The sequence below is a fragment of the Pseudomonadota bacterium genome (assembly GCA_016195085.1).
In the GTDB taxonomy this organism is placed as follows: Bacteria; Pseudomonadota; Alphaproteobacteria; order SHVZ01; family SHVZ01; genus JACQAG01.
The window spans coordinates 1-23,805 of record JACQAG010000054.1 but is presented as its reverse complement, the minus strand read 5'-3'; the positions used below and the strand labels follow the sequence as shown (position 1 = coordinate 23,805).

General features: G+C 67.0%; 25 protein-coding genes. 16 read left to right on the top strand and 9 right to left on the bottom strand.

The window, feature by feature from the left end; genetic code table 11:
• Positions 1–10 precede the first annotated feature (10 nt).
• Genes HY058_15845 through HY058_15810 form a run of 8 tightly spaced genes read left to right on the top strand, consistent with a single transcriptional unit; the run spans position 11 to position 9,894 of the window.
• Positions 11–856, top strand: a complete 846-nt coding sequence (locus HY058_15845; protein ID MBI3498771.1) for a MotA/TolQ/ExbB proton channel family protein — start codon at positions 11–13, stop codon at positions 854–856.
• A gap of 31 nt (positions 857–887) precedes the next feature.
• Positions 888–2,261, top strand: coding sequence for a sigma-54-dependent Fis family transcriptional regulator (locus HY058_15840; protein MBI3498770.1), 1,374 nt, complete (start codon positions 888–890; stop codon positions 2,259–2,261).
• Positions 2,262–2,278: 17 nt separating this feature from the next.
• A complete protein-coding gene (flhA, locus tag HY058_15835; GenBank protein MBI3498769.1) occupies positions 2,279–4,396 on the top strand; it encodes a flagellar biosynthesis protein FlhA in 2,118 nt (705 codons plus the stop codon).
• A 21-nt stretch (positions 4,397–4,417) separates the two neighbouring features.
• Positions 4,418–5,440, top strand: a complete 1,023-nt coding sequence (locus HY058_15830; protein MBI3498768.1) for an ATP-binding protein — start codon at positions 4,418–4,420, stop codon at positions 5,438–5,440.
• Positions 5,437–6,222 (top strand): MinD/ParA family protein, encoded by a 786-nt coding sequence (locus HY058_15825; GenBank protein ID MBI3498767.1) that lies wholly within the window; start codon positions 5,437–5,439, stop codon positions 6,220–6,222. The genes HY058_15830 and HY058_15825 overlap by 4 nt, the downstream gene beginning before the upstream one ends.
• A 12-nt stretch (positions 6,223–6,234) precedes the next feature.
• Positions 6,235–8,601: a hypothetical protein gene (locus HY058_15820; GenBank protein ID MBI3498766.1), complete on the top strand. Its 2,367-nt coding sequence runs from the start codon at positions 6,235–6,237 to the stop codon at positions 8,599–8,601.
• Between the two features lie 22 nt (positions 8,602–8,623).
• Positions 8,624–9,034, top strand: a complete 411-nt coding sequence (locus tag HY058_15815) for a hypothetical protein (protein ID MBI3498765.1) — start codon at positions 8,624–8,626, stop codon at positions 9,032–9,034.
• An 8-nt stretch (positions 9,035–9,042) separates the two neighbouring features.
• A complete protein-coding gene (locus tag HY058_15810) occupies positions 9,043–9,894 on the top strand; it encodes a VOC family protein (GenBank protein ID MBI3498764.1) in 852 nt (283 codons plus the stop codon).
• A 201-nt stretch (positions 9,895–10,095) separates the two neighbouring features.
• Here the strand turns inward: HY058_15810 and HY058_15805 are convergent, their stop codons facing one another.
• Positions 10,096–10,524, bottom strand: a complete 429-nt coding sequence (locus tag HY058_15805) for a hypothetical protein (protein MBI3498763.1) — start codon at positions 10,522–10,524, stop codon at positions 10,096–10,098.
• An 11-nt stretch (positions 10,525–10,535) separates the two neighbouring features.
• Positions 10,536–11,882, bottom strand: coding sequence for a flagellar protein export ATPase FliI (gene fliI, locus HY058_15800; protein ID MBI3498762.1), 1,347 nt, complete (start codon positions 11,880–11,882; stop codon positions 10,536–10,538).
• Between the two features lie 147 nt (positions 11,883–12,029).
• Here fliI and HY058_15795 point away from each other — a divergent pair, with 147 nt between their 5' ends.
• Positions 12,030–12,761 (top strand): response regulator transcription factor, encoded by a 732-nt coding sequence (locus HY058_15795; protein ID MBI3498761.1) that lies wholly within the window; start codon positions 12,030–12,032, stop codon positions 12,759–12,761.
• On the opposite strand, the gene HY058_15790 is transcribed toward HY058_15795, so the two are convergent.
• On the bottom strand, positions 12,758–13,390 hold the full coding sequence (locus tag HY058_15790) for a hypothetical protein (GenBank protein MBI3498760.1): 633 nt from the start codon (positions 13,388–13,390) through the stop codon (positions 12,758–12,760). The two genes, HY058_15795 and HY058_15790, sit on opposite strands and share 4 nt — an antisense overlap.
• 85 nt (positions 13,391–13,475) lie before the next feature.
• Between HY058_15790 and HY058_15785 the strand changes: the two genes are divergently transcribed.
• The 6 genes from HY058_15785 (at position 13,476) to HY058_15760 (ending at position 19,596) form a co-directional block, all read left to right on the top strand.
• The gene (locus HY058_15785; protein MBI3498759.1) at positions 13,476–13,661 is read left to right on the top strand and encodes a DUF3553 domain-containing protein; all 186 of its coding nucleotides are present in this window, start codon (positions 13,476–13,478) and stop codon (positions 13,659–13,661) included.
• Positions 13,662–13,803: 142 nt separating this feature from the next.
• A complete protein-coding gene (locus HY058_15780; protein ID MBI3498758.1) occupies positions 13,804–15,507 on the top strand; it encodes an NAD(P)H-dependent oxidoreductase subunit E in 1,704 nt (567 codons plus the stop codon).
• A complete protein-coding gene (gene fdhF, locus HY058_15775; protein MBI3498757.1) occupies positions 15,504–18,266 on the top strand; it encodes a formate dehydrogenase subunit alpha in 2,763 nt (920 codons plus the stop codon). Before HY058_15780 ends, fdhF begins: the two co-directional genes overlap by 4 nt.
• 46 nt (positions 18,267–18,312) lie before the next feature.
• Entirely contained in the window at positions 18,313–18,708 is a 396-nt protein-coding gene (locus tag HY058_15770; protein MBI3498756.1) for a hypothetical protein, read from the top strand.
• A 63-nt stretch (positions 18,709–18,771) separates the two neighbouring features.
• Positions 18,772–19,071, top strand: coding sequence for a hypothetical protein (locus HY058_15765; protein ID MBI3498755.1), 300 nt, complete (start codon positions 18,772–18,774; stop codon positions 19,069–19,071).
• Between the two features lie 12 nt (positions 19,072–19,083).
• A complete protein-coding gene (locus HY058_15760; GenBank protein MBI3498754.1) occupies positions 19,084–19,596 on the top strand; it encodes a hypothetical protein in 513 nt (170 codons plus the stop codon).
• 3 nt (positions 19,597–19,599) lie between these two features.
• Here the strand turns inward: HY058_15760 and HY058_15755 are convergent, their stop codons facing one another.
• The 6 genes from HY058_15755 to fdhD are packed head-to-tail and all read right to left on the bottom strand — an operon-like array spanning position 19,600 to position 23,056.
• Entirely contained in the window at positions 19,600–19,863 is a 264-nt protein-coding gene (locus tag HY058_15755; protein MBI3498753.1) for a hypothetical protein, read from the bottom strand.
• 17 nt (positions 19,864–19,880) lie between these two features.
• Positions 19,881–20,420 (bottom strand): DUF1697 domain-containing protein, encoded by a 540-nt coding sequence (locus HY058_15750; protein MBI3498752.1) that lies wholly within the window; start codon positions 20,418–20,420, stop codon positions 19,881–19,883.
• Positions 20,417–21,055 (bottom strand): LysE family translocator, encoded by a 639-nt coding sequence (locus tag HY058_15745; GenBank protein ID MBI3498751.1) that lies wholly within the window; start codon positions 21,053–21,055, stop codon positions 20,417–20,419. The genes HY058_15750 and HY058_15745 overlap by 4 nt, the downstream gene beginning before the upstream one ends.
• 57 nt (positions 21,056–21,112) lie before the next feature.
• Positions 21,113–21,742, bottom strand: a complete 630-nt coding sequence (gene mobA, locus HY058_15740; GenBank protein MBI3498750.1) for a molybdenum cofactor guanylyltransferase MobA — start codon at positions 21,740–21,742, stop codon at positions 21,113–21,115.
• 3 nt (positions 21,743–21,745) lie between these two features.
• A complete protein-coding gene (locus HY058_15735; GenBank protein ID MBI3498749.1) occupies positions 21,746–22,123 on the bottom strand; it encodes an endonuclease domain-containing protein in 378 nt (125 codons plus the stop codon).
• Positions 22,124–22,174: 51 nt separating this feature from the next.
• Entirely contained in the window at positions 22,175–23,056 is an 882-nt protein-coding gene (gene fdhD, locus HY058_15730) for a formate dehydrogenase accessory sulfurtransferase FdhD (protein ID MBI3498748.1), read from the bottom strand.
• A 122-nt stretch (positions 23,057–23,178) separates the two neighbouring features.
• Between fdhD and moaA the strand changes: the two genes are divergently transcribed.
• The coding region (gene moaA, locus HY058_15725) for a GTP 3',8-cyclase MoaA (protein ID MBI3498747.1) at positions 23,179–23,805 on the top strand (627 nt) is incomplete at its 3' end.

Genomic DNA, 23,805 nt, shown 5'->3' with positions numbered 1-23,805 from the left:
CTCGCTTGCCATGACCCATCCGGCCACCAGGATCAAATTGACCGACATCGCGCCCAGCGAGCGCTCCGCCGCACCGCCGCGCCGGCAGGTCGATCTCGCCACCTTTCTCGGCTTGACCGCCGGTTTTGGTCTGATGTTTGCGGCCATGGCGCTGGGCGGCTCGCCCTCCGCCTTCATCGACTTGCCGGCGGCGCTCATCGTCTTCGGCGGCACCTTCGCGGTGACGACGGTGTGCTTCTCGCTTAGCGACATCGCCCGCACGCAGAAGGCGGTGGCGCTGGCGCTGGTTCGCGCCAGCCGGGACCCGCGCCAGGCCGCCGAGCACGTGCTTGAGCTGGCGCAGCTAGCCCGCAACCAGGGTGTGCTGGTGCTGGAGCGGCAGCTCGGCCTCCTCGGCGCTCTTCCCTTTCTCCGGCGAGCCCTCTCCATGGTCGTCGACGGCGCCTCGCCGGAGGAGGTCGAGCACGTCATGCACCAGGAGCTGGTCGCCATCATGTCGCGGCATCAGAGAAGCGCCAGCGTGCTCCGTCGGGCGGCCGAAGTGGCGCCGGCCATGGGCCTCATCGGTACGCTGGTCGGGCTCGTGCAGATGCTGGCCCATTTGGACAATCCGGCGGCGATCGGTCCGGGCATGGCGGTGGCGTTGCTCACCACGTTCTACGGTGCGGTCCTCGGCAACATGCTGTTTGCGCCGCTGGCGGCCAAGCTCGACCGCAATTCGGGCGAGGAGGCCCTCGTCAACACGATCTACCTGACCGCCGCCGCTTCCATCGGGCGGCAAGAGAATCCTCGGCGGCTGGAAATGCTGCTCAACACCTTGCTGCCGCCCGACAAGCGGCTCAGGAATTTCGACTGAAGAGCGGAACTCGCTCGATCGGAGACGTCTCATGCGGCTACTCATCGTCGGCTCGCTCGACGGCCATATAACCACCGCCGGCAAGATCGCGCACGAGCGCGGCGCCAAGGTTGCCCATGTGCAGGCGATCCCAGCGGCGATGACCGCTCTGCGCTCCGGCCAAGGCGCCGATCTGGTGATGATCGACGTCAAGCTCGACGTGGCGATGCTCGTCAGCAGCCTGAAGAACGAGCGGATCAACGTGCCGGTGGTGGCCTGCGGCATCGGCACCGATGCCAATGCGGCGGTGCAGGCGATCAAGGCCGGCGCCAAGGAATACATTCCCCTGCCGCCCAATGCCGAGCTGATCGCCGCGGTCCTGGAGGCGGTCGCGGAGGACAGCACGCGGCTCGTCTACCGCGACCCGGCGATGGCGAGCGTCATCAGGCTCGCCGATCAGATCGCGCCGTCGGACGCGAGCGTGCTCATCACCGGAGAATCCGGTACCGGCAAGGAGGTGATGGCCCGCTATCTCCACGCCAAGAGCCGGCGGTCGAACGAGAAGTTCGTCTCGGTCAATTGCGCCGCCATTCCGGAGAACCTGCTGGAAAGCGAGCTGTTCGGGCACGAGAAGGGCTCGTTCACGGGCGCCATCGCCCGACGTGTCGGCAAGTTCGAGGAGGCCAATGGCGGCACGCTGCTCCTGGACGAGATCAGCGAGATGCATCCGCGCCTGCAGGCGAAGCTCTTGCGCGCCGTGCAGGAACGCGAGATCGACCGTGTCGGCGGCAATCAGCCGGTCAAGGTGAACATCCGCCTGCTGGCCACCTCGAACCGCGATCTCGATGAGTCGGTCAAGAAGGGCGAGTTCCGCGAGGATCTGTATTTCCGGCTGAACGTGTTCAATCTGCGCATGCCCGGCCTGCGCGAGCGGCCGGCGGACATTCACGCGCTGGCGGAGTATTTCTCCAAAAAGTATGCCGCCGCCAACGGCCTGCCGGATAAGTCGCTGTCGCCCGGCGCACTCGAGCGCCTGCAGGCCCACCATTGGAAGGGCAATGTGCGCGAGCTGGAAAACACCATGCACCGCGCCGTGCTCCTGGCCCAAGGCTCGGCGATCGAGGTCGAGAACATCATGCTCACCGGCGAGCAAAGCGGCGATGGCGGCGTGGTGCCGGCGGCGGCCAAGGCCGCCTCCTCCCGTGCCACCGGCGAGCGCACCCAGCTCGTTGGCCGCACCGTGGCCGACGTCGAGCGCGACCTCATAATCGACACGCTCCAGCATTGCCTTGGCAACCGTACGCACGCCGCCAATATTCTCGGCATCTCCATCCGCACGCTCCGCAACAAGCTGAAGCAATACACCCAGGAGGGCGTGCCGGTGCCGATGCCGGGCGAGGGCGAGCGCGCGAGCTTGACGAGCTGAGCCGGTAGAAGCCGGTCATGGCCGAAACCGCCAACGAGCAGCCGCAACCTCAGGCCGAGGTCAATCTCGGTGGATTCTGGCAGCAGCTTCAGGGCCTAACCAAGGGCAACTCGGATCTCGGGCTTGCCTTCGGCGTCATGGCGATCATGGGCGTGCTCCTGGTGCCGATGCCGACTTGGCTCTTGGACATCAGTCTCGGCATCTCGATCACCGTGGCGTTCCTGATCCTGATGACCGTCATGTTCATCCAGAAGCCGCTCGATCTCAGCGCCTTCCCGACCATCCTCCTGGTCACGACGCTCTTGCGCCTGGCGCTCAACATCGCCGCCACCCGCCTCATCCTGGAGAACGGCCATTCGGGCACCGGCGCCGCCGGGCACGTCATCGAGGCCTTCGGCAAGTTCATGATGGGCGGCAATTTCATCATCGGCGTGGTCGTCTTCAGCATCCTGATCATCATCAACTTCATCGTCATCACCAAGGGCTCGGGGCGCATCGCCGAAGTCGCCGCCCGCTTTGCCCTCGACGGCATGCCGGGCAAGCAGATGGCGATCGACTCCGATCTCTCGGCGGGGCTGATCGAGGAGCGCGAGGCGCGGCGGCGGCGCAAGGAGCTCGAGGACGAGAGCACCTTCTACGGCGCCATGGACGGCGCCTCGAAATTCGTGCGCGGCGACGCGGTTGCCGGCGTGCTCATCACCTTCATCAACATCCTCGGCGGATTGCTGATCGGCACCTTCCAGCACGGGCTCTCCCTCAGCCAAGCCCTCAACAACTACACGGTGCTGACCATCGGCGACGGGCTGGTCTCGCAGATCCCGGCCCTCGTCGTCTCGGTCGGCGCCGGCATCCTGGCAACGAAGGCCGGCCTCTCAGGGGCCACGGACAGGGCGCTCCTCGGCCAGCTCGCCGCCTACCCGAAGGCGCTGGCGATGAGCGGCGGCCTTCTGGTGGTCTTGGCCATGCTCCCCGGCATCCCGAAGGTTCCGTTCCTGGCGCTGGCTGCGTTCATGGGCTACGTCGCCTATGCGCAGATGCAGCGCCGCCAGGTGCGCGAGCAGGAGCGCCAGGCCGAAGCGATGAAGCCGGCGCCGGTGGCCGAAGAGCCGATCTCGACCGCGCTTGCCATCGATCTCATTCGCCTCGAGCTGGGCTACGGCCTGCTGCCGCTCGTGCGCAATGCGGAGGGCGGCCGGCTGACGGACCAGATCAAGGCGCTCCGCCGCCAGCTCGCCTCCGAGATGGGCTTCATCATGCCCTCGGTGCGCATCCAGGACAATTTGCAGCTTCCGGCCAACAGCTATGTGCTGAGAGTAAAAGAAGTCGAGGCCGGGCGCGGCGATCTGCGACCCGGGATGCTGCTGGTCATGGATCCCCGCGGCGGCAAGATCAATCTCGCCGGCGAGGAGACGACCGAGCCCACCTTCGGCCTGCCGGCGGTCTGGGTGCCGCAATCCAATCGCGAAGAGGCGATGTTCCGCGGCTATACGGTCGTCGATCCGCCGACGGTGATCACGACGCATCTGACCGAGGTGGTGAAGGACAACATGCCCGATCTGCTGTCCTTCAGCGAAGCCCAGAAGCTGCTGGACGAGACCAACCAGACCCACCAGAAGCTCGTCGCCGACGTCGTCCCGAGCCAGATCTCGGTCGGCGGCCTGCAGCGGGTCTTGCAAAACCTGCTATCCGAGCGCGTCTCCATTCGCGATCTGCCGACTATCCTCGAAGGCATCTCGGAGGCGGCAGGCTTCACCCGCAACATCGGCCAGATCACCGAGCATGTGCGCACCCGGCTCGCCCGCCAGATCAGCGACGCCAATGCCGCCGACCAGGGATACATTCCGCTCATCACCCTCGCGCCGGAATGGGAGCAGGCATTCGCCGAGTCGCTGGTCGGCAGCGGCGACGATCGCCAGCTCTCCATGGCGCCCTCGAAGCTGCAGGAGTTCATCACCGCCGTGCGCCAGACCTTCGAGCGCTTTGCCATGATGGGCGAGGTACCGGCGCTGCTCACCAGCCCGGTGATCCGGCCCTATGTGCGCTCGATCATCGAGCGGTTCCGGCCGGCGACAGTGGTGATGTCGCAGAACGAGATCCACCCCAAAGCCAAGATCAAGACGCTCGGCCAGATTTAGAGACAGCCCCACCCGAACGCCATGCGCCTCAAGACCTTCAATGCTTCGACCATGTCCGATGCCATGCGGCTGGTGCGCGAGCATTTGGGCGAGGAGGCGATCATCGTCTCGACCCAGCGGGGCGAAGGGGGCCAGGGCGTGCGGGTGACCGCTGCGCTCGAGGGCTACGAGGCGGAAGTCGACGGCGCCGCGGCGCCGGGTAAAGGACGAAACTCCGACGGTCGGCCGGGGCAGCGTCCGGCCCGACGCGAAGACACCATCGAGGTGCTGAGCGATGCGCTCGACCGGCATGGGGTGCCGGCGAATTTGGCGGAGCGGCTGTTGCGCGCGGCCACCACGCTCGGCGTCGACGATCCGATCCTGGCCTTGGCCGGCGCGCTCGACGGGACCTTCAGCTTTCATCCGCTTCCCGACGGCCGCCAGCGCCAGCCGATCATGCTGATCGGCCCCCCCGGGGTGGGCAAGACGCTGACCGTTGCCAAGCTCGCCGCCCGCGCGGTCATGCGCAAGCGCGAGGTCAATCTGATCACCACCGATCTCGAGCGTGCCGGCGGCTACGAGCAGCTCGAGGTCTTCGCCCGCGTCCTCAAGATCGACGTCATGACCGCGGAATCGCCGCAGCGTCTGCAGGACGCGCTCGCGGCCTGCGGGCGCAATGGCGTGACGATCATCGACACCGCCGGTCGCAATCCCTATCTGGAGGACGAGATGCGCGCGCTTGCGAAGCTGGTGGAGGCCGCGAAGGCCGAGACTGCGCTTGTCCTCGCCGCCGGGGGGGATCCTTTGGAAGCAGCCGACATCGCCCGCGCCTTCGCCGCCGTCGGCGCCAAGAGCCTGGTTGCAACCCGCATCGACCTGGCGCGGCGGCTCGCGAGCCTCTTGGTCGCGGTCGATGGCAGCCGCCTCAAATTCGCCGATGTCAGCATCACCGCGTCGGTCGCCGAAGGGCTTAAGGCTTTGAATCCCGTGTCTTTGGCACGACTCTTGCTTCCCGATTTGAGCGCGGAGGAAGAGCAGGTCTACCGCAATAGGGCCGCGTCATGACGACCGTCCATTCCGCCGCTGGAGCCTCGCCGTTGCCCAAAGCGCGCAACGCCATCGCTGTCGCCTCCGGCAAGGGCGGTGTCGGCAAGACCTGGTTTGCCATCACGCTCGCCCATGCCTTCGCCCGCCATGGCCGCAAGGCTCTCCTGTTCGACGGAGATCTTGGCCTGGCGAATGTCGACATTCAGCTGGGCCTGATGCCGGAGCGGGATCTGGGCGGCGTCATCGGCGGCCGCATCACCCTCGCCCAGGCCACCACCCGCTACGGCGACGGCGGCTTCGACATCATCGCCGGCCGCTCCGGCAACGGCTCGCTGGCGACCCTCCCCGGCCAGCGCCTGACGCAGCTTCGCTCCGAGCTGGTGGCGCTCGCCGCAAGCTATGACAGCGTCGTCCTCGATCTCGGAGCCGGTCTCGATCGCACCGTGCGGCTCCTGGCGGCGAGCGCCGGCACCTGCCTGGTGGTAACCACGGTAGAACCGACGTCGCTCACCGACGCCTATGCGTTCATCAAGGTGACCCATGCCGACGAGCCCGAGGTGGATATCCGCGTCGTCGTCAACATGGCGGGCTCCGTCGCCGAAGGCCAACGCACCTACCAGACGCTGCTTCGGGCTTGCCAGGGCTTCCTCAAGATCGCGCCGCCGCTCGCCGGCATCGTCAGACGCGATAAGAAGGTGGTCGAAAGCATTCGCAATCAAACACCGCTGCTCACGCGCCATCCCGGCTCCGATGCAGCCGCCGACGTCGAGGCGATCGTGCGCAACCTCGTCGGCGGGTAGCCGGCTCGGGCCGTGAGCACCATCCTGCCTACGGCGGCTGCGGGACCTCAGCTAGCTCCAGCCGTTCCGCAGGCCAGTCCGACGCAGACCGTATCGGCGGTGCAGCCGGCGCTGCCGCTGCTGCCGGTGCAGAATCCGCCGCCGGAATTTGCGAGCGTCAATGCCGGCGCCATCATCCAAGGCACCGTCGCCGGCACCGATGAGCAGGGCCGCGCGCTCGTGGTGACCGATCACGGACCGATCGCGCTGGCGACCGCCCTCCCCGACGGCGCCAAGGTGGCCTTGCAAGTGCAGAGCACCGGCGCCGTCCCGCAGGTGGCTCTGCTCTCGGTCAGCGACGGCAGGGCGCCGGCCTCTGCCGGACCCGGCGCCACGGCAAGCCCGGTTGCAGAGCCGGCGGTCAACCTCGGCAATCCGACGGCGCCGCTTGACCCGGCGATCGTGCTCACACCCGGCACCGTCGTTACCGCAGTGCTGGCGCAGCGCAGCCCGGGCCAAGGTCAAAGCGCCGAGGCAGGCGCGCCGGCACCGCTGCCCAACACGGCGCCTCTGCCGAGCGCGGCGTCTCCGCCCAACACGCCGCCCGCATCCAACACCGTATCTCCGCCCAACACGGCACCCCCGCCCGTGGCAACCTTGCCGCAGCCCCTGCCCGTGCCGCGCTTGGCCGTGCCCAGCGATCCGCAAGCAGACCCGGCCGCCCGCCGGCCGGCGACGCTGGTGAGCCCTCAGACTTTGGCGACGATGCTGCTCGAAGCGGCCGTCGAAGCGCCGAGCGATCCGAAATCTCCGGCCAACCGCCCCGCACCGGCGCGTCCGCAATCGCCCTATCCAGCGACCGCGGTACCGGCGGGCACTTCCGGCAACGAGCCCGCGCCCGGCGAGCCGGTGCCGAACATGCCGGCCCAGCCGGCCTATGTGGCGGCCGCCGCTTCACCGGGCAGTGTCAGCGCCGCGCCGGGCAGCGGGCTCGTGCAGAATCTGCTCTCCGCCCTCGGGCTCCTCGCCTCGGCTGGGGGCGCGCGCGGCGCCGCACCGGCAACGGCGGGACCCGCGCCTGCCACCGCCAGAGGGGCTGCGGCGCCGCAAGCAGCGGCCGCACCTCCTTCGATGTCGACGCCCCCCTCGGTGGCGCCAGCGCCCGTCCCCGCGGCTGCAACACCAGCGTCAGTCGCCGCGGCGAGCCCACCGGCAGATGCGGCGGCTCGGTCGCCGACTCCACCAGCCACTCCGCTCACCGGCCCCGCATCGCCGGCCGCCCAGAAGGCGAGCGCAGCGGCCAACGCCGCAGCAAGCACCGCGGCACCTCCGCCCGGCGCGGCGGCGAGCGAGACCTCGGCACCGGCCACCCCGGCCCAAGCAGGCGCGAGCGACGGCTCGGCAGACCTCGCGCCGGCCGAAATCGGTCCCCATGCCAATCCGGTCCTGGCGCTCAGACCCGGTGGCGCCATCCTGGTGCGCGTGCTCAGCCTCGGCGGCTCGGGACCGCCGGTTCTCCCCCAAGCCGGCGCACCGATCCTCACCGGCTCGATCACCGGCACCACGCTCGCGGGCGAGCCTGTCGTCGACACGGAGGATGGTGTTTTCACTCTCGTCACGCGCATGAGTCCACCGGTCGGCACTCCAATCAGCATGGAGGTGCTGTCGCTGGCGCCGAAGCTGGCGACGAGCGGCGCGGCGCCGGGCGCGGTCAAGCCCGACCCTTTGATCCAGCTCGCCCATGAATGGCCGGCCCTCGCCGAAGCGCTGGATGCCTTGCGGGCGATCAACCCGCAGCTGGCCCAGTCGCTGAGCGAGCACGTGATCGCCCGCCCGGGTCAACAGCTCGCCGGTGGGCTCGCTTTCTTCATCGCAGCCCTCAAGGGCGGCGACGTGCGGGCGTGGCTCGGCGAGCAGAGCACGAGCGCGCTCGAGCGCAGCGGTCGCGGCCGGCTCTTGAGCAAGCTCGGCCAGGAATTCCGGCAGATGGCGGAGGCGAGCGATGCAAAAACCAGCTCCGGGGATTGGCGCGCCCTGTTCGTGCCGGTGTTCGACGGCGAGGCGATCAGGCAGCTCCGCCTGTACGTGCATAAGGATGGCGGCCAGGAGCAGACCGAGAGGGAGGCGCAGGAGCCGTCGACCCGGTTCCTGGTCGATCTTGACCTGACCAGGCTCGGCGCCTTCCAGCTGGATGGGCTGGTGCATGCCAAGCGGCTCGATCTCGTTATTCGCACCAAGGCCGCGCTGCCGGCGGACATGCGGCGCGAGATCAATGCCATCTTCACCAAGGCCTGCGAGGGCACGGGCATCGCCGGTCAGATCGCATTCCAAGCCACGCCGCGTTTCGTCGAGCCCGACTCCGCCCGCCTCTTCGGGCACGCCGCCCAGATCTCGGCCTGACGCGCGGCTCCGAGGTCCAGCCTTGCCGACTCCCGAAGCCCGCAGCGAACGTCGTCGGCTCTTGGCGAGCGAGCCCAATCCCTCGGGCCAGGTCGACTATGTCGTGCGCCTGGAGGCGGATCTGGGCACGGTCGGCAAGAACGACTTGAGCGTGCGCCTCTGCTATGTGCCGGACCGCGACATCCTGCAGCCTGCCGCGCTCGAGACCTATCTTGCCCTTCTCTCCCAGCAACCCTGGCTGTCCCTCGAAGCCATGACCCTTGCCATGCTGGATGATCTCAACAACGAAATCGTGCCGCGCTGGACCATGATCGAGATCCGGGCCGGAAAGCGCGCGGGGATGCCGCAAGCGGTCGAGCACAGCGTCGTCGTCGAGGACCGCCAGCCCGGCTGGAGCAATCCCGAGCTGTTGGCCCAGCAGAAGCGGGGCTGAGGCAAGGGATGAGCATCGGGATCATCGGCATCGATCACCCCGTCATCGCCGTCCGCGACATGGCGGCGGCGCGCGGCTTCTACCAGCGCCTGGGCTTCACCATTCCACCCCGCGGCAGCCATCTGGAATGGGGCACCGGCAATTGGTGCATCATGTTTCAGAGGGACTATCTGGAGCTGCGCGGCATCGTCGATGCCGAGCGCTACCTGCATGGCCTCGACGGCTTCCTCGAGCGGCGCGAAGGCCTGATGGGCGTCGCCTTCGTCCCGCGCTCGGCCGATGAAACCTACAGTCTTGCCCGCGCCTGCGGGCTGGACGCGACGACGCCCCGCGAGCTCACCCGCCGCTTCGAGCTCGCCGAAGGCGAGGTCCATCCCCGCTTCCGCCTGGTGTTCTTCGATCAGCGGCAGACCGAGGGATTGATGGCCTCGCTCGTTTGCCAGCATCTGACGCCGGAGCTGATCCGCCGCCCCGAATGGACGCGCCACGCCAATGGTAGCCTGGCCGTCGCCGCGCTCACCGCCGTGGTCGCCGACATCACCCTCGTCCGGCGGCAGCAGGAGACGCTGTTCGGCGCCGCCGCGGTTCGTGAAGCGAACGGCCGGCTCGTGGTCGACGCCGGAGGCGGCGCGCGGCTCGAGTTCATGACCCAAGCCGAAGCCGAGCAACGGCGCGTGGCGCTCGCCGGCGTGGCCCTGCCCTATCTGTCGGCGATCACTCTCGCCGTCGCCGCGCTCGCCGAGACCAGCGGCTTGCTCGAGAGGAACGGCGTGAGCTTCCAGGAGGAAGACGATCTCCTCCGCGTAGCTCCTGAGGATGCCTGCGGCGTCATCCTGCGCTTCCGCGAGAACCGGCGTTGATCAGTGAGGACCCTCACCCCAGCCCTCTCCCGCCCGGGGAGGGTCGGGGAGGGGGTGATCCCCACCCCCTCCCAAAGTCCACCCCCAGCGGGAGAGGGGGTGACCGCCACCTCTCTCTCCCTCTCCCGCATCGCGGGAGAGGGCTGGGGTGAGGGTCTGTTTCTTCGCGTCGCCTGCGCGACGACGATCGAATCCGAATATTTAGCCCGCGGCGTCCACCTTCTTGGCCTTGTGCTGGTTGAGCGCGATCTCGTCCAGCTCGCCTTGCTCGATCTTGGCCAGGCGCTCGCGCTCGCGCCTTTCACGGTTTGCCTGGGTGATCTCGTATTGCTTCTGCTCCAAAAAGAGATCGGCGAGCTCGGCACGGACGACCTCGACTTTGGCCTCGGCCTCGGCCAAGGCCTGGGTCAGCATGGCGCGCCGCTGGATGGCGCGCCGCGCATAGGCACCGTATCCCAGGCCCGCCTCGAAGGTGGTTTTGGCCCATGCCTGCTCGGCGCGGATCTCCTCCTCGCCCTGCTGCAGCTTCCACCGAAGCGCCTCGGCTTCGCTCTCGCGGTCCATGAGCTCCCGGCGCTTCTCGTCGATGCGCCATTTGACCAGGCGTATGAGGCTGGAGAGGCTCTTCACCGTCTACCGCGCTAGACCTGATCGCCGACGGGGGGATTGTCCAGGATCTGGCCGAGCTGCGCATAGCCGGTTTCCAGGTCGCAGCGCTCATCCTTGTCCTGGGCGAGGAAGCGCTCGAGCGCCGGGTAATAGGCGATCGCTTCGTCCACTCTTGGGTCGCTGCCGCGGCGATAGGCGCCGAGGCGGATGAGCTCGGCCATATCCTCATAAAGGCTGAGGAGCGAACGCGCCTTGACCACCAGGCGGTTCTCCTCCGGCGTATTGCAGGCCGGCATGGCGCGGCTGATGCTCCTCATGATGTTGATCGCCGGATAGCGGCCGCGCTCGGCAATATGCCGTTCCAGCACGATATGGCCGTCGATGATGCCGCGCACCGAGTCGGCGATCGGCTCGTTATGGTCGTCGCCTTCCACCAGCACGGCGAAGAGTCCGGTGATGTTGCCCTTGCCGATGCCGGGCCCGGCGCGCTCCAACAGGCGCGGCAGCTCGCCGAACACGGTCGGCGTATAGCCCTTGCTCGCGGGCGGCTCGCCCGCCGAGAGCCCGATCTCGCGCTGCGCCATGGCAAAGCGGGTGATGCTGTCGATGAGGCAGAGCACCTCTTTGCCGAGGTCGCGGAAAAATTCGGAGATGGCGAGCGTGAGATAGGCAGCTTGCCGGCGCATCAGCGGCGACTCGTCCGAAGTCGCGACCACGATGACCGATCGTGCCAGGCCTTCGGGACCGAGAATGTCCTGGATGAACTCCTGCACCTCGCGTCCGCGCTCGCCGACGAGCCCGATGACGTTGACATCGGCCGAGGTGTAGCGGGCGATCATCGACATCAGCACCGACTTGCCCACGCCGGAGCCGGCGAAGATGCCCATGCGCTGGCCCATGACGGTGGTGAGGAAGGTGTTGAGCCCGCGCACGCCCAGATCGATCTTGCCGCCGAGCCTGGCGCGCTCATGCGCCTTCGGCGGCTGGGCGCGAAGCGGATAGCCCTGCCGGCCATTCACCAGCGGGCCCTTGCCGTCGACCGGCTCGCCCATGGCGTTGACCACGCGGCCGAGCCAGGCTTCATCGGGAAACACCACCGGCTCCGACTCCGCCACCTCGGCGCGGCTGCCCACACCCACCCCTTCGAGCGGGACGAAGGGCATGACCAAGGCCCGGTTCTGCCGGAACCCCACCACCTCGCAGGGGACCCGGCGGCCGCCGCGGGCCATGAGGAGACAGCGATCGCCGATGGAAAGCTGCCGCTCGACCCCGCCCACCTCCACCATCATGCCTAAAACCGAGGCAACGCGGCCGTAAAGGCGGTATTCCGGCAGCTTCTCCACCTCTTTCACTGCCTGCCGCAACGGATTGATCAGCATCGGGAAACCCCTGCCCCGCGGAGGCGTATCATAGCAGGAAAGGACACATTCCGCACGCCCGGGCCGCGGTTGTTGCTACGTCGTTAACCATTCCTTCAGGAACGGTTAATATCTTTAGGTTGTGTGTGCCAGTGGGAGGGGTGGCTTATGCGCATTCTCTTGGTGGAAGACGATTCGGCGACGGCACGCAGCCTGGAGCTGATGCTGAAGTCGAGCGGCTTCGTCGTCGACATCTCCGAGTTCGGCGAAGACGGCCTGGAGATCGGGAAGCTCTACGACTACGACATCATCCTTCTCGATCTCATGCTTCCCGACATCGACGGCTACGAGGTGCTGCGCCGGCTGCGCGCCGCCAAGATCCAGACGCCGATCCTGATCCTGTCGGGATTGGCGGCACCCGACGACAAGATCAAGGGCCTCGGCATCGGTGCCGACGACTACATGACCAAGCCCTTCGATCGGCGTGAGCTCATCGCCCGCATCCAGGCGATCGTGCGGCGCTCCAAAGGCCATTCCGACCCGCTCATCCGGACCGGCAAGCTCACCATCAACATCGCCCAGCGCCTGGTCGAAGCGGACGGCAAGCCGGTGCACTTGACCGGCAAGGAGTACAGCATCCTCGAGCTCTTGGCCCTCAGGAAGGGCAGCACGCTCACCAAGGAGATGTTCCTCAATCATCTCTACGGCGGCATGGACGAGCCCGAGCACAAGATCATCGACGTCTTCGTCTGCAAGCTGCGCAAGAAGCTGATGCTGGCGACCGACGGCGAGAACTACATCGAGACGGTCTGGGGCCGGGGCTATGTGCTCCGCGACCCGCAGGCCGAAGAGCCGCCGAAGCGCGCTCGCGGCGCCGCCAAGGAACCGGCGATCGCCTAGGGCAGCCGCGCCGATAGGCTGAGGCGATCGGTGCCGGGCTCGAGCATGAGCCCCGCACCGAGCCTCTGGGCCAGGCGACCCGCGTAGTAGGACGGCGCGGTTCCCGCATCCAGGCGCTGGAGGATGTCCTCGGCGCCGGTGAGAGCCGCCTCGTTCGCAGGCGCGATCCGAGCGCCGGGCCCCTGCGCCTGGATCCGGGCGATCCCCCCCGCCAGATCGAACCCGACGGCGACCGTGCCGCCGCGGGGCAAGGCTTCGAGCGCAACGAAGACAAGCATCAGCAGGAGCTTGACGCCCCCTTCCTCGGGGCAATGATTGGCGACGTCGGTGGCTTCCGGCCAGTCCAGCCTGGCCCGCCCGCCGACCAAAAAGTCCATGAGCAGGGCGCGCGCCTCGGCCAGGGACAGATTTGCGGCATTGCCGGCAAAGCCGAAGGCCAGCCGATAGAAGGCCATGCGCCGGGCAGCGATGCGCGCGCTATCGGCCATCAGCCTGAGCGCATCGTCGGCGGTTTCGCCTTCGAATTCCTCGATGAGCTCGAGACCGCTCATGACCGCGCCGACCGGACTGGCGAGGTCATGGCAGATGCGCGAGATCAGCAGCTCCCCTAGATGAATACTCGATGACACGGGTTCTCGGAGCCTCTTGCTGGGCGGCCTTCAACGCGCCGCGGAGATTTCCTATACTGCAATCTTAGCTTCGCGAGCGACAGGCTTGTCCCAGCAGATCACTCCCGGCACATTGGTGCGGCACCCGGGGCAGCCCGACTGGGGCATCGGACAGGTGCAGTCCGCAATCGGCAACCGGGTAACGGTCAATTTCGAGCATGCAGGCAAGCGCCTGATCAACAGCGACATCATCAGTCTCGACCCGGTCGGGCCAAATGACGATCAAAAATGATGGCGCCGACCGATGCGGCGATCACAGGGGCAAATTGGCGTGAGCTTGGTGCGACGAGGTAAGCAGGTTCGGGAGCTGCCGGACGGGGCACGGCCATCGGGGACGGGAATAGAATCCCGGCAACCCGCGGAGGAAAGAAGGAATGCCCGATAACGAAGTTGCCGGGGGGAAGCCGCGCCACCACGGCGCCGGCCGCGGCAAGGCGAGACCGCAGCCGAAGGGTCGGCAGGTCGATGGCCAAGCGCTGGCCGAGATCCGCACGCTGTTGGGTCCCGGCCCGCGCCGCCGCGATCTGCTGATCGAATATCTGCATCTCGTTCAGGATCGCCATCGCGGGCTGCCGGCCGGCTTGCTGGCGGCACTGGCCCATGAGCTCAAGCTGCCGCTGGCCGAGGTCTACGAGGTCGCCACCTTCTATCACCACTTCGATATGATCGAGGACGGCGCGCCCGCTCCGGCTGCGGTCACGGTCAGGGTTTGCGACTCCTTGAGCTGCGCCTTGGCCGGCGCCGAGCGTCTCATGGCGGCGCTCGCCGCCGATGTCGGCCCCGGCGTTCGCGTCGTGCCGGCGCCTTGCATCGGCGCCTGCGACAAGGCACCCGCCGTCCATGTCGGCCAAAGATTGATCGCGCATGCCGATGCCGCCAGCATCCGCGCCGCCCTGGTTGCGGGGGAAACCACGCCGCAGCCGATCAGCCATCGCCGCCTGGCGAGCTACCGCCGGGATGGCGGGTACCAATTGCTCGAAGCCTGCCGAGCCGGGCGCCGCAAGCCCGAAGAGATCATCGCCGTCTTGGAGCAGGCGGGATTGCGCGGCCTCGGCGGTGCCGGCTTTCCGACCGGTCAGAAGTGGCGCCTGGTTCGCCAGCAGCCCGCTCCGCGGCTCTTGGCGATCAATGCCGATGAGGGCGAGCCCGGAACCTTCAAGGACCGCTACTTCCTGGAGACCGACCCGCACCGGATGCTGGAGGGCATGCTGATCGGCGCCTGGGCGATCGAGGCGAAGTCGATCTACGTCTATCTCCGCGACGAGTATCCCGGCATCAGGGCACTCCTCGGCGAGGAGCTGAAGGCGCTGGCCGAGAGCGGGCTCAGCCAAGGGCTGGAGATCGAGCTCAGGCGCGGCGCCGGCGCCTATATCTGCGGTGAAGAGTCGGCGATGCTGGAAAGCATCGAGGGCAAGCGCGGCCTGCCGCGGCACAAACCGCCCTACCCCTCCGAGGTCGGGTTGTTCGGCCGGCCGACGCTCATCAACAATGTCGAGACGCTCCATTGGGTGCGCGACATCGTCGAGCGCGGCGCCGCCTGGTTCGTGGGCCAAGGCGAGAACGGGCGCAAGGGGCTCCACACCTTCTCGGTCTCCGGCCGGGTCAAGCAACCGGGCGTCAAGATCGCCCCGGCGGGGATTACCGTCCGTCGTCTGATCGATGATTTCTGCGGCGGCATGGCTGCGGGCCATCGCTTCAAGGGCTATCTGCCGGGCGGCGCCTCGGGGGGTATTCTGCCGGCGAGCATGGCCGATCTCCCCCTCGACTTCGGCACGCTCGAGCCCCATGGCTGCTTCATCGGCTCGGCCGCGGTGGTGGTGCTCTCCGATCAGGACGATGTGCGCATGGCCGCCCACAACCTCATGCGCTTCTTCGCCCATGAGAGCTGTGGCCAATGCACGCCCTGCCGGGTCGGCACCGAGAAGGCGGCCGCCCTCTTGGGCCAGCCCCGATGGGACCGCCCCCTCTTGAGCGAGCTCAGCACCGCCATGCAGGATGCGTCGATTTGCGGCTTGGGCCAGGCGGCACCCAATCCGATGCTGACAGCGCTCCGCTATTTTCCAGAGGACTTCGCATGAGCGAACTCATCCGCTTCCAGCTCGACGGGCGCGAGGTCGAGGCCAGTCCCGAGGAGACCATCTGGCAGGTGGCGAACCGGCAAGGAACCGAGATCCCGCATCTCTGCTTCAAGCCGGCGCCGGGCTATCGCCCCGACGGCAATTGCCGGGCCTGCATGGTCGAGATCGCAGGCGAGCGCGTGCTGGCCGCCTCCTGCATCCGCAAGCCCAAGGCCGGCATGCGCGTCACCACCGGCTCGGAGCGCGCCAAGAAGGCGCGGGCGATGATCATGGAGCTGCTGCTGGCCGATCAGCCCCAGCGCAACGACAGCCATGACCCCAATGCCCTCATCTGGCAATGGGCCGAGCGCATGGGTGTGGCCTCCAGCCGCTTTGCCGGCCGCGGCGCCCCGACCCCGGACCGCAGCCATCCGGCGATCGGGGTTCATCTCGATGCCTGCATCCAATGTGGGCTCTGCGTGCGCGCCTGCCGCGAGGTGCAGGTGAACGACGTCATCGGCATGGCTTATCGCGGCCATGACTCGAAGATCGTCTTCGACTTCGACGATCCCATGGGCCAGTCGACCTGCGTGGGCTGCGGGGAATGCGTGCAGGCCTGTCCGACCGGGGCCTTGATGCCGGCCTCGCTCCTCGACATGGCCGGCCGCAAGGCGGTGACGCCGGACAAGGCCGTCGACTCGCTTTGTCCCTATTGCGGCGTCGGCTGCCAGCTCACTTTCAATATGAAGGAGGGCAAGCTCGTTTCGGTCGACGGCCGCGACGGTCCGGCGAACCACAACCGGCTCTGCGTCAAGGGCCGCTACGGCTTCGACTATGTCCACCACCGCCACCGGCTGACCCAGCCGATGATCCGGCGCCAGGACGCGCCCAAGGACCGGTCGCTCGATTGCGATCCCGCCAATCCCTGGACCCATTTCCGCCCAGCCGGCTGGGACGAGGCGCTCGACGCCGCCGCCCAGGGGTTGAAGCGCATCCGCGAGACCGATGGCGGCAATGCGCTCGCCGGCTTCGGCTCCGCCAAGGGCTCGAATGAAGAGGCGTTCCTCTTCCAGAAGCTGGTCCGCACCGGCTTCGGCACCAACAATGTCGACCATTGCACCCGGCTCTGCCACGCCTCCTCGGTGGCGGCCCTGATGGAGACCATCGGCTCGGGGGCGGTCACCGCACCGGTCTCCGAATGCGCCAACGCCGACGTCATCGTCGTCATCGGCGCCAATCCCACGGTCAACCACCCGGTCGCCGCCACCTTCATCAAGAACGCGGTCAAGGGCGGCGCCACGCTCATCGTCGCCGATCCCAGGGGCCAGGCGCTCTCGCGGCATGCCACCTACATGTTGCGCAACCGGCCGGGCTCGGACGTGGCGCTCTTGAACGCGCTGATCCACACCATCATCACCGAGGGGCTGACCGACCGGCAGTACATCGAGGGCTTCACCGAGGGCTACGCCGAGCTCGAGCGCCAGACGGCGGCGTTCTCGCCCGAGAAGATGGCGCCGCTCTGCGGGATCGAGGCTCAGAGCCTGCGCGAGGTGGCGCGGGTCTACGCCCGGGCCGAGCGGGCGATGATCTTCTGGGGCATGGGCATCAGCCAGCACGTGCACGGCACCGACAATGCCCGGGCGCTCATCGCCTTGGCGCTGCTCTGCGGACAGGTCGGACGGCCCGGCACCGGCTTGCACCCGCTGCGTGGCCAGAACAACGTGCAGGGCGCGTCGGATGCCGGGCTCATCCCCATGTTCTATGCCGATTATCGCCCGGTCGAGGATCCCGCGGGGCGGGCCGAGTATGAGAGCCTCTGGGGCATGCAGCTCGACCCCAAACGCGGGCTGACCGTGGTCGAGATCATGCACGCGGTGCATGCGGGCAAGATCAAGGGCATGTACATCCTGGGCGAGAACCCGGCGATGAGCGATCCGGACCTGAACCACGTGCGCGAAGCCCTGGCGCACCTCCAGCATCTGGTGGTGCAGGAGATCTTCCTGACCGAGACCGCGATGTTCGCCGACGTGGTGCTGCCGGCCACCGCCTTCCCGGAGAAGGACGGCAGCTTCACCAACACAGACCGGCGCGTGCAGCTTGGCCGGCAGGCGCTCCAGCCGCCGGGGGAAGCCAAACCCGACTGGTGGACCATCCAGGAGCTCGCCCGTCGCCTCGGCCTCGACTGGCGCTACACCCACCCCAAGGACGTGTTCGCCGAGATGCGCCGGGTGATGCCGTCGCTGAAGGGCATCACCTGGGAGCGGCTTGAGCGCGAGGGGGCGGTGACATATCCAGTGGACTCGGAGGACGTGCCCGGCCGCGACGTCATCTTCGGCGAGGGATTCCCCACCAAGAGCGGCCGCGGCAAGTTCGTCCCCTGCCAGATCCTGCCGCCGGACGAGGTGCCGGACAGCGCCTATCCCATGGTGCTCACCACCGGACGCCTGCTCGAGCATTGGCACACCGGGGCGATGACCCGCCGCGCCACTGCCTTGGATGCGATCGAGCCGGAGGCGATCGCCCATATGGCGCCGGCCGATCTCGACCGCCTCGGCCTTGCCGCCGGTGCGGCGGTCAGCGTGGAGACGCGGCGCGGCCGCATCGAGCTCAGGGCCCGTGCCGACGCCGAAGTGCCTGAAGGGGTGATCTTCATCCCCTTCTGCTTCGCCGAGGCGGCCGTCAATCTCCTGACCAACCCCGCCTTGGATCCCTTCGGAAAAATCCCCGAGCTGAAATTCTGCGCCGCCCGCGTGGAGCCCGTGCGTCTCGCCGCCGAATAGGCGATTGTTGCCCCCGCCGTGCCGCGAATCACGTATCGTCTCGCCCATGCAGCGCATGACCTTCCTCTGCCGCCCGCTCAGCATCCTGCTGGCAGCCCTTTGGCTCACTGCCATGGCGGCACCGATGGCGCTGCCCGTGCAGGCTGAGGAGAAGAAGGATGAGCGCAAGCGCGGCGAGGTGAAGAAGCCCGACCCGCTCATCGTCGTCATTCCCGGCGAGGCGCCGGGTGCCCGCTGCCAGGGCGAGGTCATGGTGAACGCCTTCAAGCGCTTGGGCGCGCTCACCTCGCTGCAATACATGTCGACCAGTCTCGCCAACGCCACCGGCGCCGGCATCAACGCCATCACCAGCTACTGCACCGACCATGGCGATGAATGCGAGACCGCCGCCGGCCAGCTTCAGCCCCGGATCGGCCTGGTGCCGCCCAGCTGCGGCGGGTAGCGCGGCAAAAGTGCCAACGTAGTGCCGTGGACAAAAGCACCGAGGCGACCTAAGTTCTTTTTCATGCCCAAATCGCCAGTCACGACCGCGTATGCGACTGAAGCGAAGGTGGTCCACAGCTTGGTCAGCAAGCTTAAGCTTCCTGCGGGGGTCAAACGTTTCGAGCTTCAGTTCGGAGACGATTCGACCGGTGATCCGGCCGTCTGGGTGTTGTTCATCATCGATGACGATTTAAACCCCTCGCCCAAGAAGGTTTCCGAATTCAGCAAGCTCGCGCAGGAGGTAACCGCCGACCTTCTTGCAAAATTGCCGAAGAAGGGCATCGAGCGGTGGCCTTATGTGCAATTTCGCGCGGCAGCGTGACGCGGCCGCGAGGTGGCGCTTTACACTGACCTAATTGAGCAAGCGCGCCACCTCGCCTTTCGAGAACGCAAGAAGCCCAAACAAGCGAGCCTTCGGCGCGCCGTATCCGCGGCGTATTATGCAATTTTTCACCTGCTGGTCGATGAGGGCGTGCAAATACTTGCGCCGCGAGAACCGGCCACGCTGCGCGGACAGGTACGAAGGGCGTTTGCGCATTCGGAGATGAAGAATGTCTGCGCGCAATTTGCAAAAGGCAATATTGCCGGGCTCGGGGCCGGCACCCGGGAAATTGTAACGTCGCCCATTAGACAAGAGCTCCAGTCTGTGGCGACCGCCTTCGTCGCTTTGCAGCAAGAGCGCAATCGAGCTGACTATGATTTATCCCAGCCGTTCGTCAGGGCGGACGTACTCCAAAAGGTTAATCAGGCACAGCAGGCGATCACTGATTGGCAGGCCGTGCGCAAGCAACCAAACTCAGCGGTGTTCCTGGCCGCCCTCCTGCTACAGAAGCACTGGAATAAATAACGATTAGCGCAGAGCCGCTCCGTTCACCCCATCGACGGCGGCCAGACGTGCCTTCCAGTCCTTAGCGGAGTTCGCCGGAAATCGACGCCATCCTTCGACAAAGCGGAGATCTGCGAATAGCCCGGCCGCATCTTCGTGGAGATGCTGGAAGGCCTTGCCGCGGCAGTAGAAGATGCCGGGCTTTTTCTCGGTCAGCCCAGGCCGACGGCGGAGCTCACCCAGGAACGGCACGATCCGCGCCAGCGACTCGGGGCTCGCACGCTTCATCTCAGCCTCACGCCAATTCAATCCTCGAGCAGCGTGGCGAGCTTGAGCACTGTGTTCCAATTGCGGCCGGTCCCACGCGTTCCGAGCTTGGATTCGATCGCCTCGATCGTCAGCCGCGAGCGCCCGATCCCGGCGGTATAGGCGATATAGGCTTCCTTCCCGCTGCCGCTGAGGATCTCCGGGCCGGTGATCGCCGCCGCCAGTGCCTTCCAGGCTTTCGCCGTCGGAGCCTCCTGCAAAAACACGACGACGAGATGGCTAGGGTCGCCGGCCGCCATGTCCGCAAGCGGGTTGCGGGCGATGATCGTCGCCCACTCCTTGGCGGTGCGGAGGATGAAGGTCGTCGCGAGCGCGAGCCGCTTCTTCGTCTCGTCTTCCAGACGACGCGCGATCTCGGCCGTCCGTCCCTCGCTGCGAAAGACGAGATTGCCGCTTTGCAGGAGCGTGCGCGGCTCCTCGAGGTCCAGCCCCGCCGCAAGCTGGCGCAGATCGGACATGGCCACAGGATTGCGGCCGCCGACATTGATGCCGCGGAGAAGCGCGACAAAGGTCGTCACGCGCCCGCCTTCTGCCAGGCCGCGGTGAAGACGCCGGCGCCGATGAGCATGGAGCCGCCGAGGCGGTTGACTCGTCGCTGCACCGCCGGCTTGCGGATCGACTGGCGCGCGGCGGAGGCCATCAGCGCGTAGAGGAGCGAGTTCAGCGTGGCGATCACGACGAAGGTGATCGCGAACAAGACCATCTGCGGCAGGATCGGCGCGGCCGCATCGAAGAACTGCGGCAGGAAGGCGACGAAGAACACCACCCCCTTGGGATTGAGGGCGGTCACCCAATAGGCATGCCAGAAGATACGATCGGGCTTCGCTTCCTCGACCACCGCCAGATGCTGGTCGCCGACCGGCGCCCGCCAGAGCTTGATCCCGATATAGACAAGATAGAAGGCGCCCACCAGCTTGACCGCGGTGAAGATCGCCGCCGAGGCCGCCAGCACGGCGCCCACCCCCAGCATCGAGGCGGTGATCGCGGTCAAATCCCCGAGACTCACCCCCGCCACCGTCGCCGCCGTCGCCTTGCGTCCATGGCCGAGGGCATAGGAGATGACCATCAGCACCGTCGGCCCGGGAATGGCGACGAGAACCGCCGAGGCGGCGGCGAAAGCGAGCCAGTGATTGAGCACGAGAGTCTCTCCCATCGATTTCGAGGGGAGACATCAATCCCGCAAAGAGCGGGCGATGCAACTGTCATCAAATCAACCGGGCGTCTCCCCCACCATCGTCTCCGCCGCCGCCAGATCCTCCGGCCGGTTGGCGTTGAAGAAGGGGTCGATGGGGTCGGTCGCGAATTCGACCGTGGCGAGGCGATAGCGGCCGGTCCAGTCGTCGACCTTGCGCACACCCTCCAGGGTCAGCGCGCGCCGCAAGTCGTGACGCAGCCTGACCGGCCACAGCCCGAAGACCGGATGGCTCTGGCCGCTTGATGCGGCGCAGGCGAGATCGGCCTGGTCGTCGGCGACCGCGTCGGCCAGACGGCGCACCAGATCCAGGGGCAGGAACGGCGCATCGGTCGCAAACGAGGCGACCCATTCGGCGGCCGGCGCATGCACCGAGGCCCATTCGAGGCCGGTAAGCACGCCGGCCAGCGGCCCGACATAGCCCAAGACCGCATCGGACACGACCTGCAGGCCATAGTCGGCGAAGCGCTCCGGCGCCCCATTGGCGTTGAGCACGAGCCGGCCGACCTGAGGGCGCACCCGCGTGAGGATGCGGGCCAGGATGGTCTCGCCGCCGAGCTCCCTTAGACATTTATCGCCGCCGCCCATGCGACGCGACAGCCCGCCGGCGAGCAGCACGCCGACGACGTCGCGGGGTTTGGCGACCATCGGTCACCTCTCCCGTGGGGAGAGGTCGCGAGCGCGAGCGAGCGGGTGAGGGGAAGCCGGCAACGCCGATTGGATGGTCGCCAGAACGCCTGAAAGGTTGCCGAGGTCCTCATTGTTCCAGAAGCGGAGCACGCGGCAACCACGCGCTTCGAGCCAGGCGGTGCGAGCCGCGTCATGTGCGATTGCATCATTATGCTGGCCGCCATCCACTTCGACCACAAGCTTCAGGGGTTCGCAGTAGAAGTCCAGCACATAGGGACCGATTGCGTGCTGTCGGCGGAACTTGAAGCCGTCCAATTGGTGGTGACGAAGCGCAGTCCAGAGCCTGCTCTCTGCTTCGGTCATGTTACGGCGCAACTTGCGCGCAGCCGAGATGCTCATCGGGTTCCCCTCACCCCTGCCCTCCCCCCATGGGAGAGGGGGTACGACGGGCTACGCCGCATCGTCGGCGACGCTGGCCTTGCGTTTGTGCCGCGCGTCCTCTTCGACGGTCTGGCGCGGGTCGGCGTCGTAGAGGATGCGGGCCTCGCCGGCAAAGGCGATGAAGCGCTTGCCCTTGGCGCGGCCGATCAAGGTCAGGTTCGCTTTCTTGGCGAGATCCACGCCCCAGGCGGTGCAGCCCGAGCGGGAGATCAGGATCGGGATGCCCATCTGCACCGTCTTGATCACCATCTCGGAGGTCAGCCGTCCGGTGGTGTAGAAGAGCTTGCCCGTGGCCGGGACCTGGTGGCGCGCCATGTAGCCGGCGATCTTGTCGATGGCGTTGTGGCGGCCGACATCCTCCATATAGACGAGCGGCCGGTCGGCCTCGCACAACACGCAGCCATGGATGGCGCCGGCTTCCAGATAGAGGCTGGGCGTGGTGTTTATTTTCTTCGCCAGCGCGTAGATCCACGAGGTCTTGATCACGGCGTCTTTGGCGAGATCGATCGTCTCGAATTTCTCCATGAGATCGCCGAACACCGTGCCCTGGGCGCAGCCGGAGGTCAGCGTCTTCTTCCGCAGCTTCTGCTCGAAGTCGGTCTTGCGCCGGGTGCGGACCACGACGCTGTCGGTCTCATCGTCATAGTCGATGCCGGCGATCGGCTCATCGGCTTGGATCATGTTCTGGTTGATGAGATATCCCAGGGCCAGATACTCGGGATAGTCGCCGATCGTCATCATGGTGACGATCTCCTGGCCGTTGAGGAATAGCGTCAGCGGCCGCTCGGTCGGCACCGAGGTCTCAACCGCCCGGCCGGCTTCGTCCATGCCCACGACCCGGCGGGTCAGCCGCTGGTCGCTCGGGTCCGGCTTGATCCAGAATTCCGCCATCGGCCTCGACTATGCTCCGGCCCGTCGATACCCCGCAAGGTGGCGAAATACCTCGTAGAATTCATGGCTGTTATTTCGCCCCGGCGCGCCTACATTAGATGGGACTTTCGGGCACCAGACCAATGATCGATCCCTTCGGCCGACATATCAGCTACCTGCGCGTGTCGGTCACCGACCGCTGCGACTTCCGTTGCGTCTATTGCATGGCGGAAGACATGACCTTTCTGCCGAAGAAAGACATTTTGAGCCTCGAGGAGTTGGACCGACTGTGCAGCGCCTTCGTCGGACTCGGCGTCAAGAAGCTCCGGCTGACCGGCGGCGAGCCCTTGGTGCGCCGGGACATCATGACGCTGTTCCGCGCCCTTGGCCGCCATCTCAAGACCGGCGCGCTGGAGGAGCTGACATTGACCACCAATGGCAGCCAGCTCCGGCGCTACGCGGACGAGCTCCGGAGCATCGGCGTCAAGCGCGTCAACGTCTCCGTCGACACGCTCGACCCGGCGAAATTCACCGAAATCACCCGCTGGGGCAAGCTCGACCAGGTGCTGGACGGGATCAGGGCGGCGAAGGCGGCCGGGCTCGCGGTCAAGGTGAATGCGGTAGCGCTCCGCGGCGTCAATGACGAGGAGCTCTCCTCGATGCTCGCCTGGTGCGGAAGCGAGGGCCACGACATGACCATCATCGAGGTCATGCCCATGGGCGAGGTCGGCGGCGATGAGCGCCTCGAGCAGTACCTGCCGCTGTCGATG

Coding starts and splice junctions, on each gene's coding strand:
- HY058_15845 (MBI3498771.1), top strand. CDS start 11: ATGACCCATCCGGCCACCAGGATCAAATTGACCGACATCGCGCCCAGC.
- HY058_15840 (MBI3498770.1), top strand. CDS start 888: ATGCGGCTACTCATCGTCGGCTCGCTCGACGGCCATATAACCACCGCC.
- flhA (MBI3498769.1), top strand. CDS start 2,279: ATGGCCGAAACCGCCAACGAGCAGCCGCAACCTCAGGCCGAGGTCAAT.
- HY058_15830 (MBI3498768.1), top strand. CDS start 4,418: ATGCGCCTCAAGACCTTCAATGCTTCGACCATGTCCGATGCCATGCGG.
- HY058_15825 (MBI3498767.1), top strand. CDS start 5,437: ATGACGACCGTCCATTCCGCCGCTGGAGCCTCGCCGTTGCCCAAAGCG.
- HY058_15810 (MBI3498764.1), top strand. CDS start 9,043: ATGAGCATCGGGATCATCGGCATCGATCACCCCGTCATCGCCGTCCGC.
- fliI (MBI3498762.1), bottom strand. CDS start 11,882: ATGCTGATCAATCCGTTGCGGCAGGCAGTGAAAGAGGTGGAGAAGCTG.
- HY058_15795 (MBI3498761.1), top strand. CDS start 12,030: ATGCGCATTCTCTTGGTGGAAGACGATTCGGCGACGGCACGCAGCCTG.
- HY058_15780 (MBI3498758.1), top strand. CDS start 13,804: ATGCCCGATAACGAAGTTGCCGGGGGGAAGCCGCGCCACCACGGCGCC.
- fdhF (MBI3498757.1), top strand. CDS start 15,504: ATGAGCGAACTCATCCGCTTCCAGCTCGACGGGCGCGAGGTCGAGGCC.
- HY058_15770 (MBI3498756.1), top strand. CDS start 18,313: ATGCAGCGCATGACCTTCCTCTGCCGCCCGCTCAGCATCCTGCTGGCA.
- HY058_15765 (MBI3498755.1), top strand. CDS start 18,772: ATGCCCAAATCGCCAGTCACGACCGCGTATGCGACTGAAGCGAAGGTG.
- HY058_15755 (MBI3498753.1), bottom strand. CDS start 19,863: ATGAAGCGTGCGAGCCCCGAGTCGCTGGCGCGGATCGTGCCGTTCCTG.
- HY058_15745 (MBI3498751.1), bottom strand. CDS start 21,055: ATGGGAGAGACTCTCGTGCTCAATCACTGGCTCGCTTTCGCCGCCGCC.
- mobA (MBI3498750.1), bottom strand. CDS start 21,742: ATGGTCGCCAAACCCCGCGACGTCGTCGGCGTGCTGCTCGCCGGCGGG.
- HY058_15735 (MBI3498749.1), bottom strand. CDS start 22,123: ATGAGCATCTCGGCTGCGCGCAAGTTGCGCCGTAACATGACCGAAGCA.
- fdhD (MBI3498748.1), bottom strand. CDS start 23,056: ATGGCGGAATTCTGGATCAAGCCGGACCCGAGCGACCAGCGGCTGACC.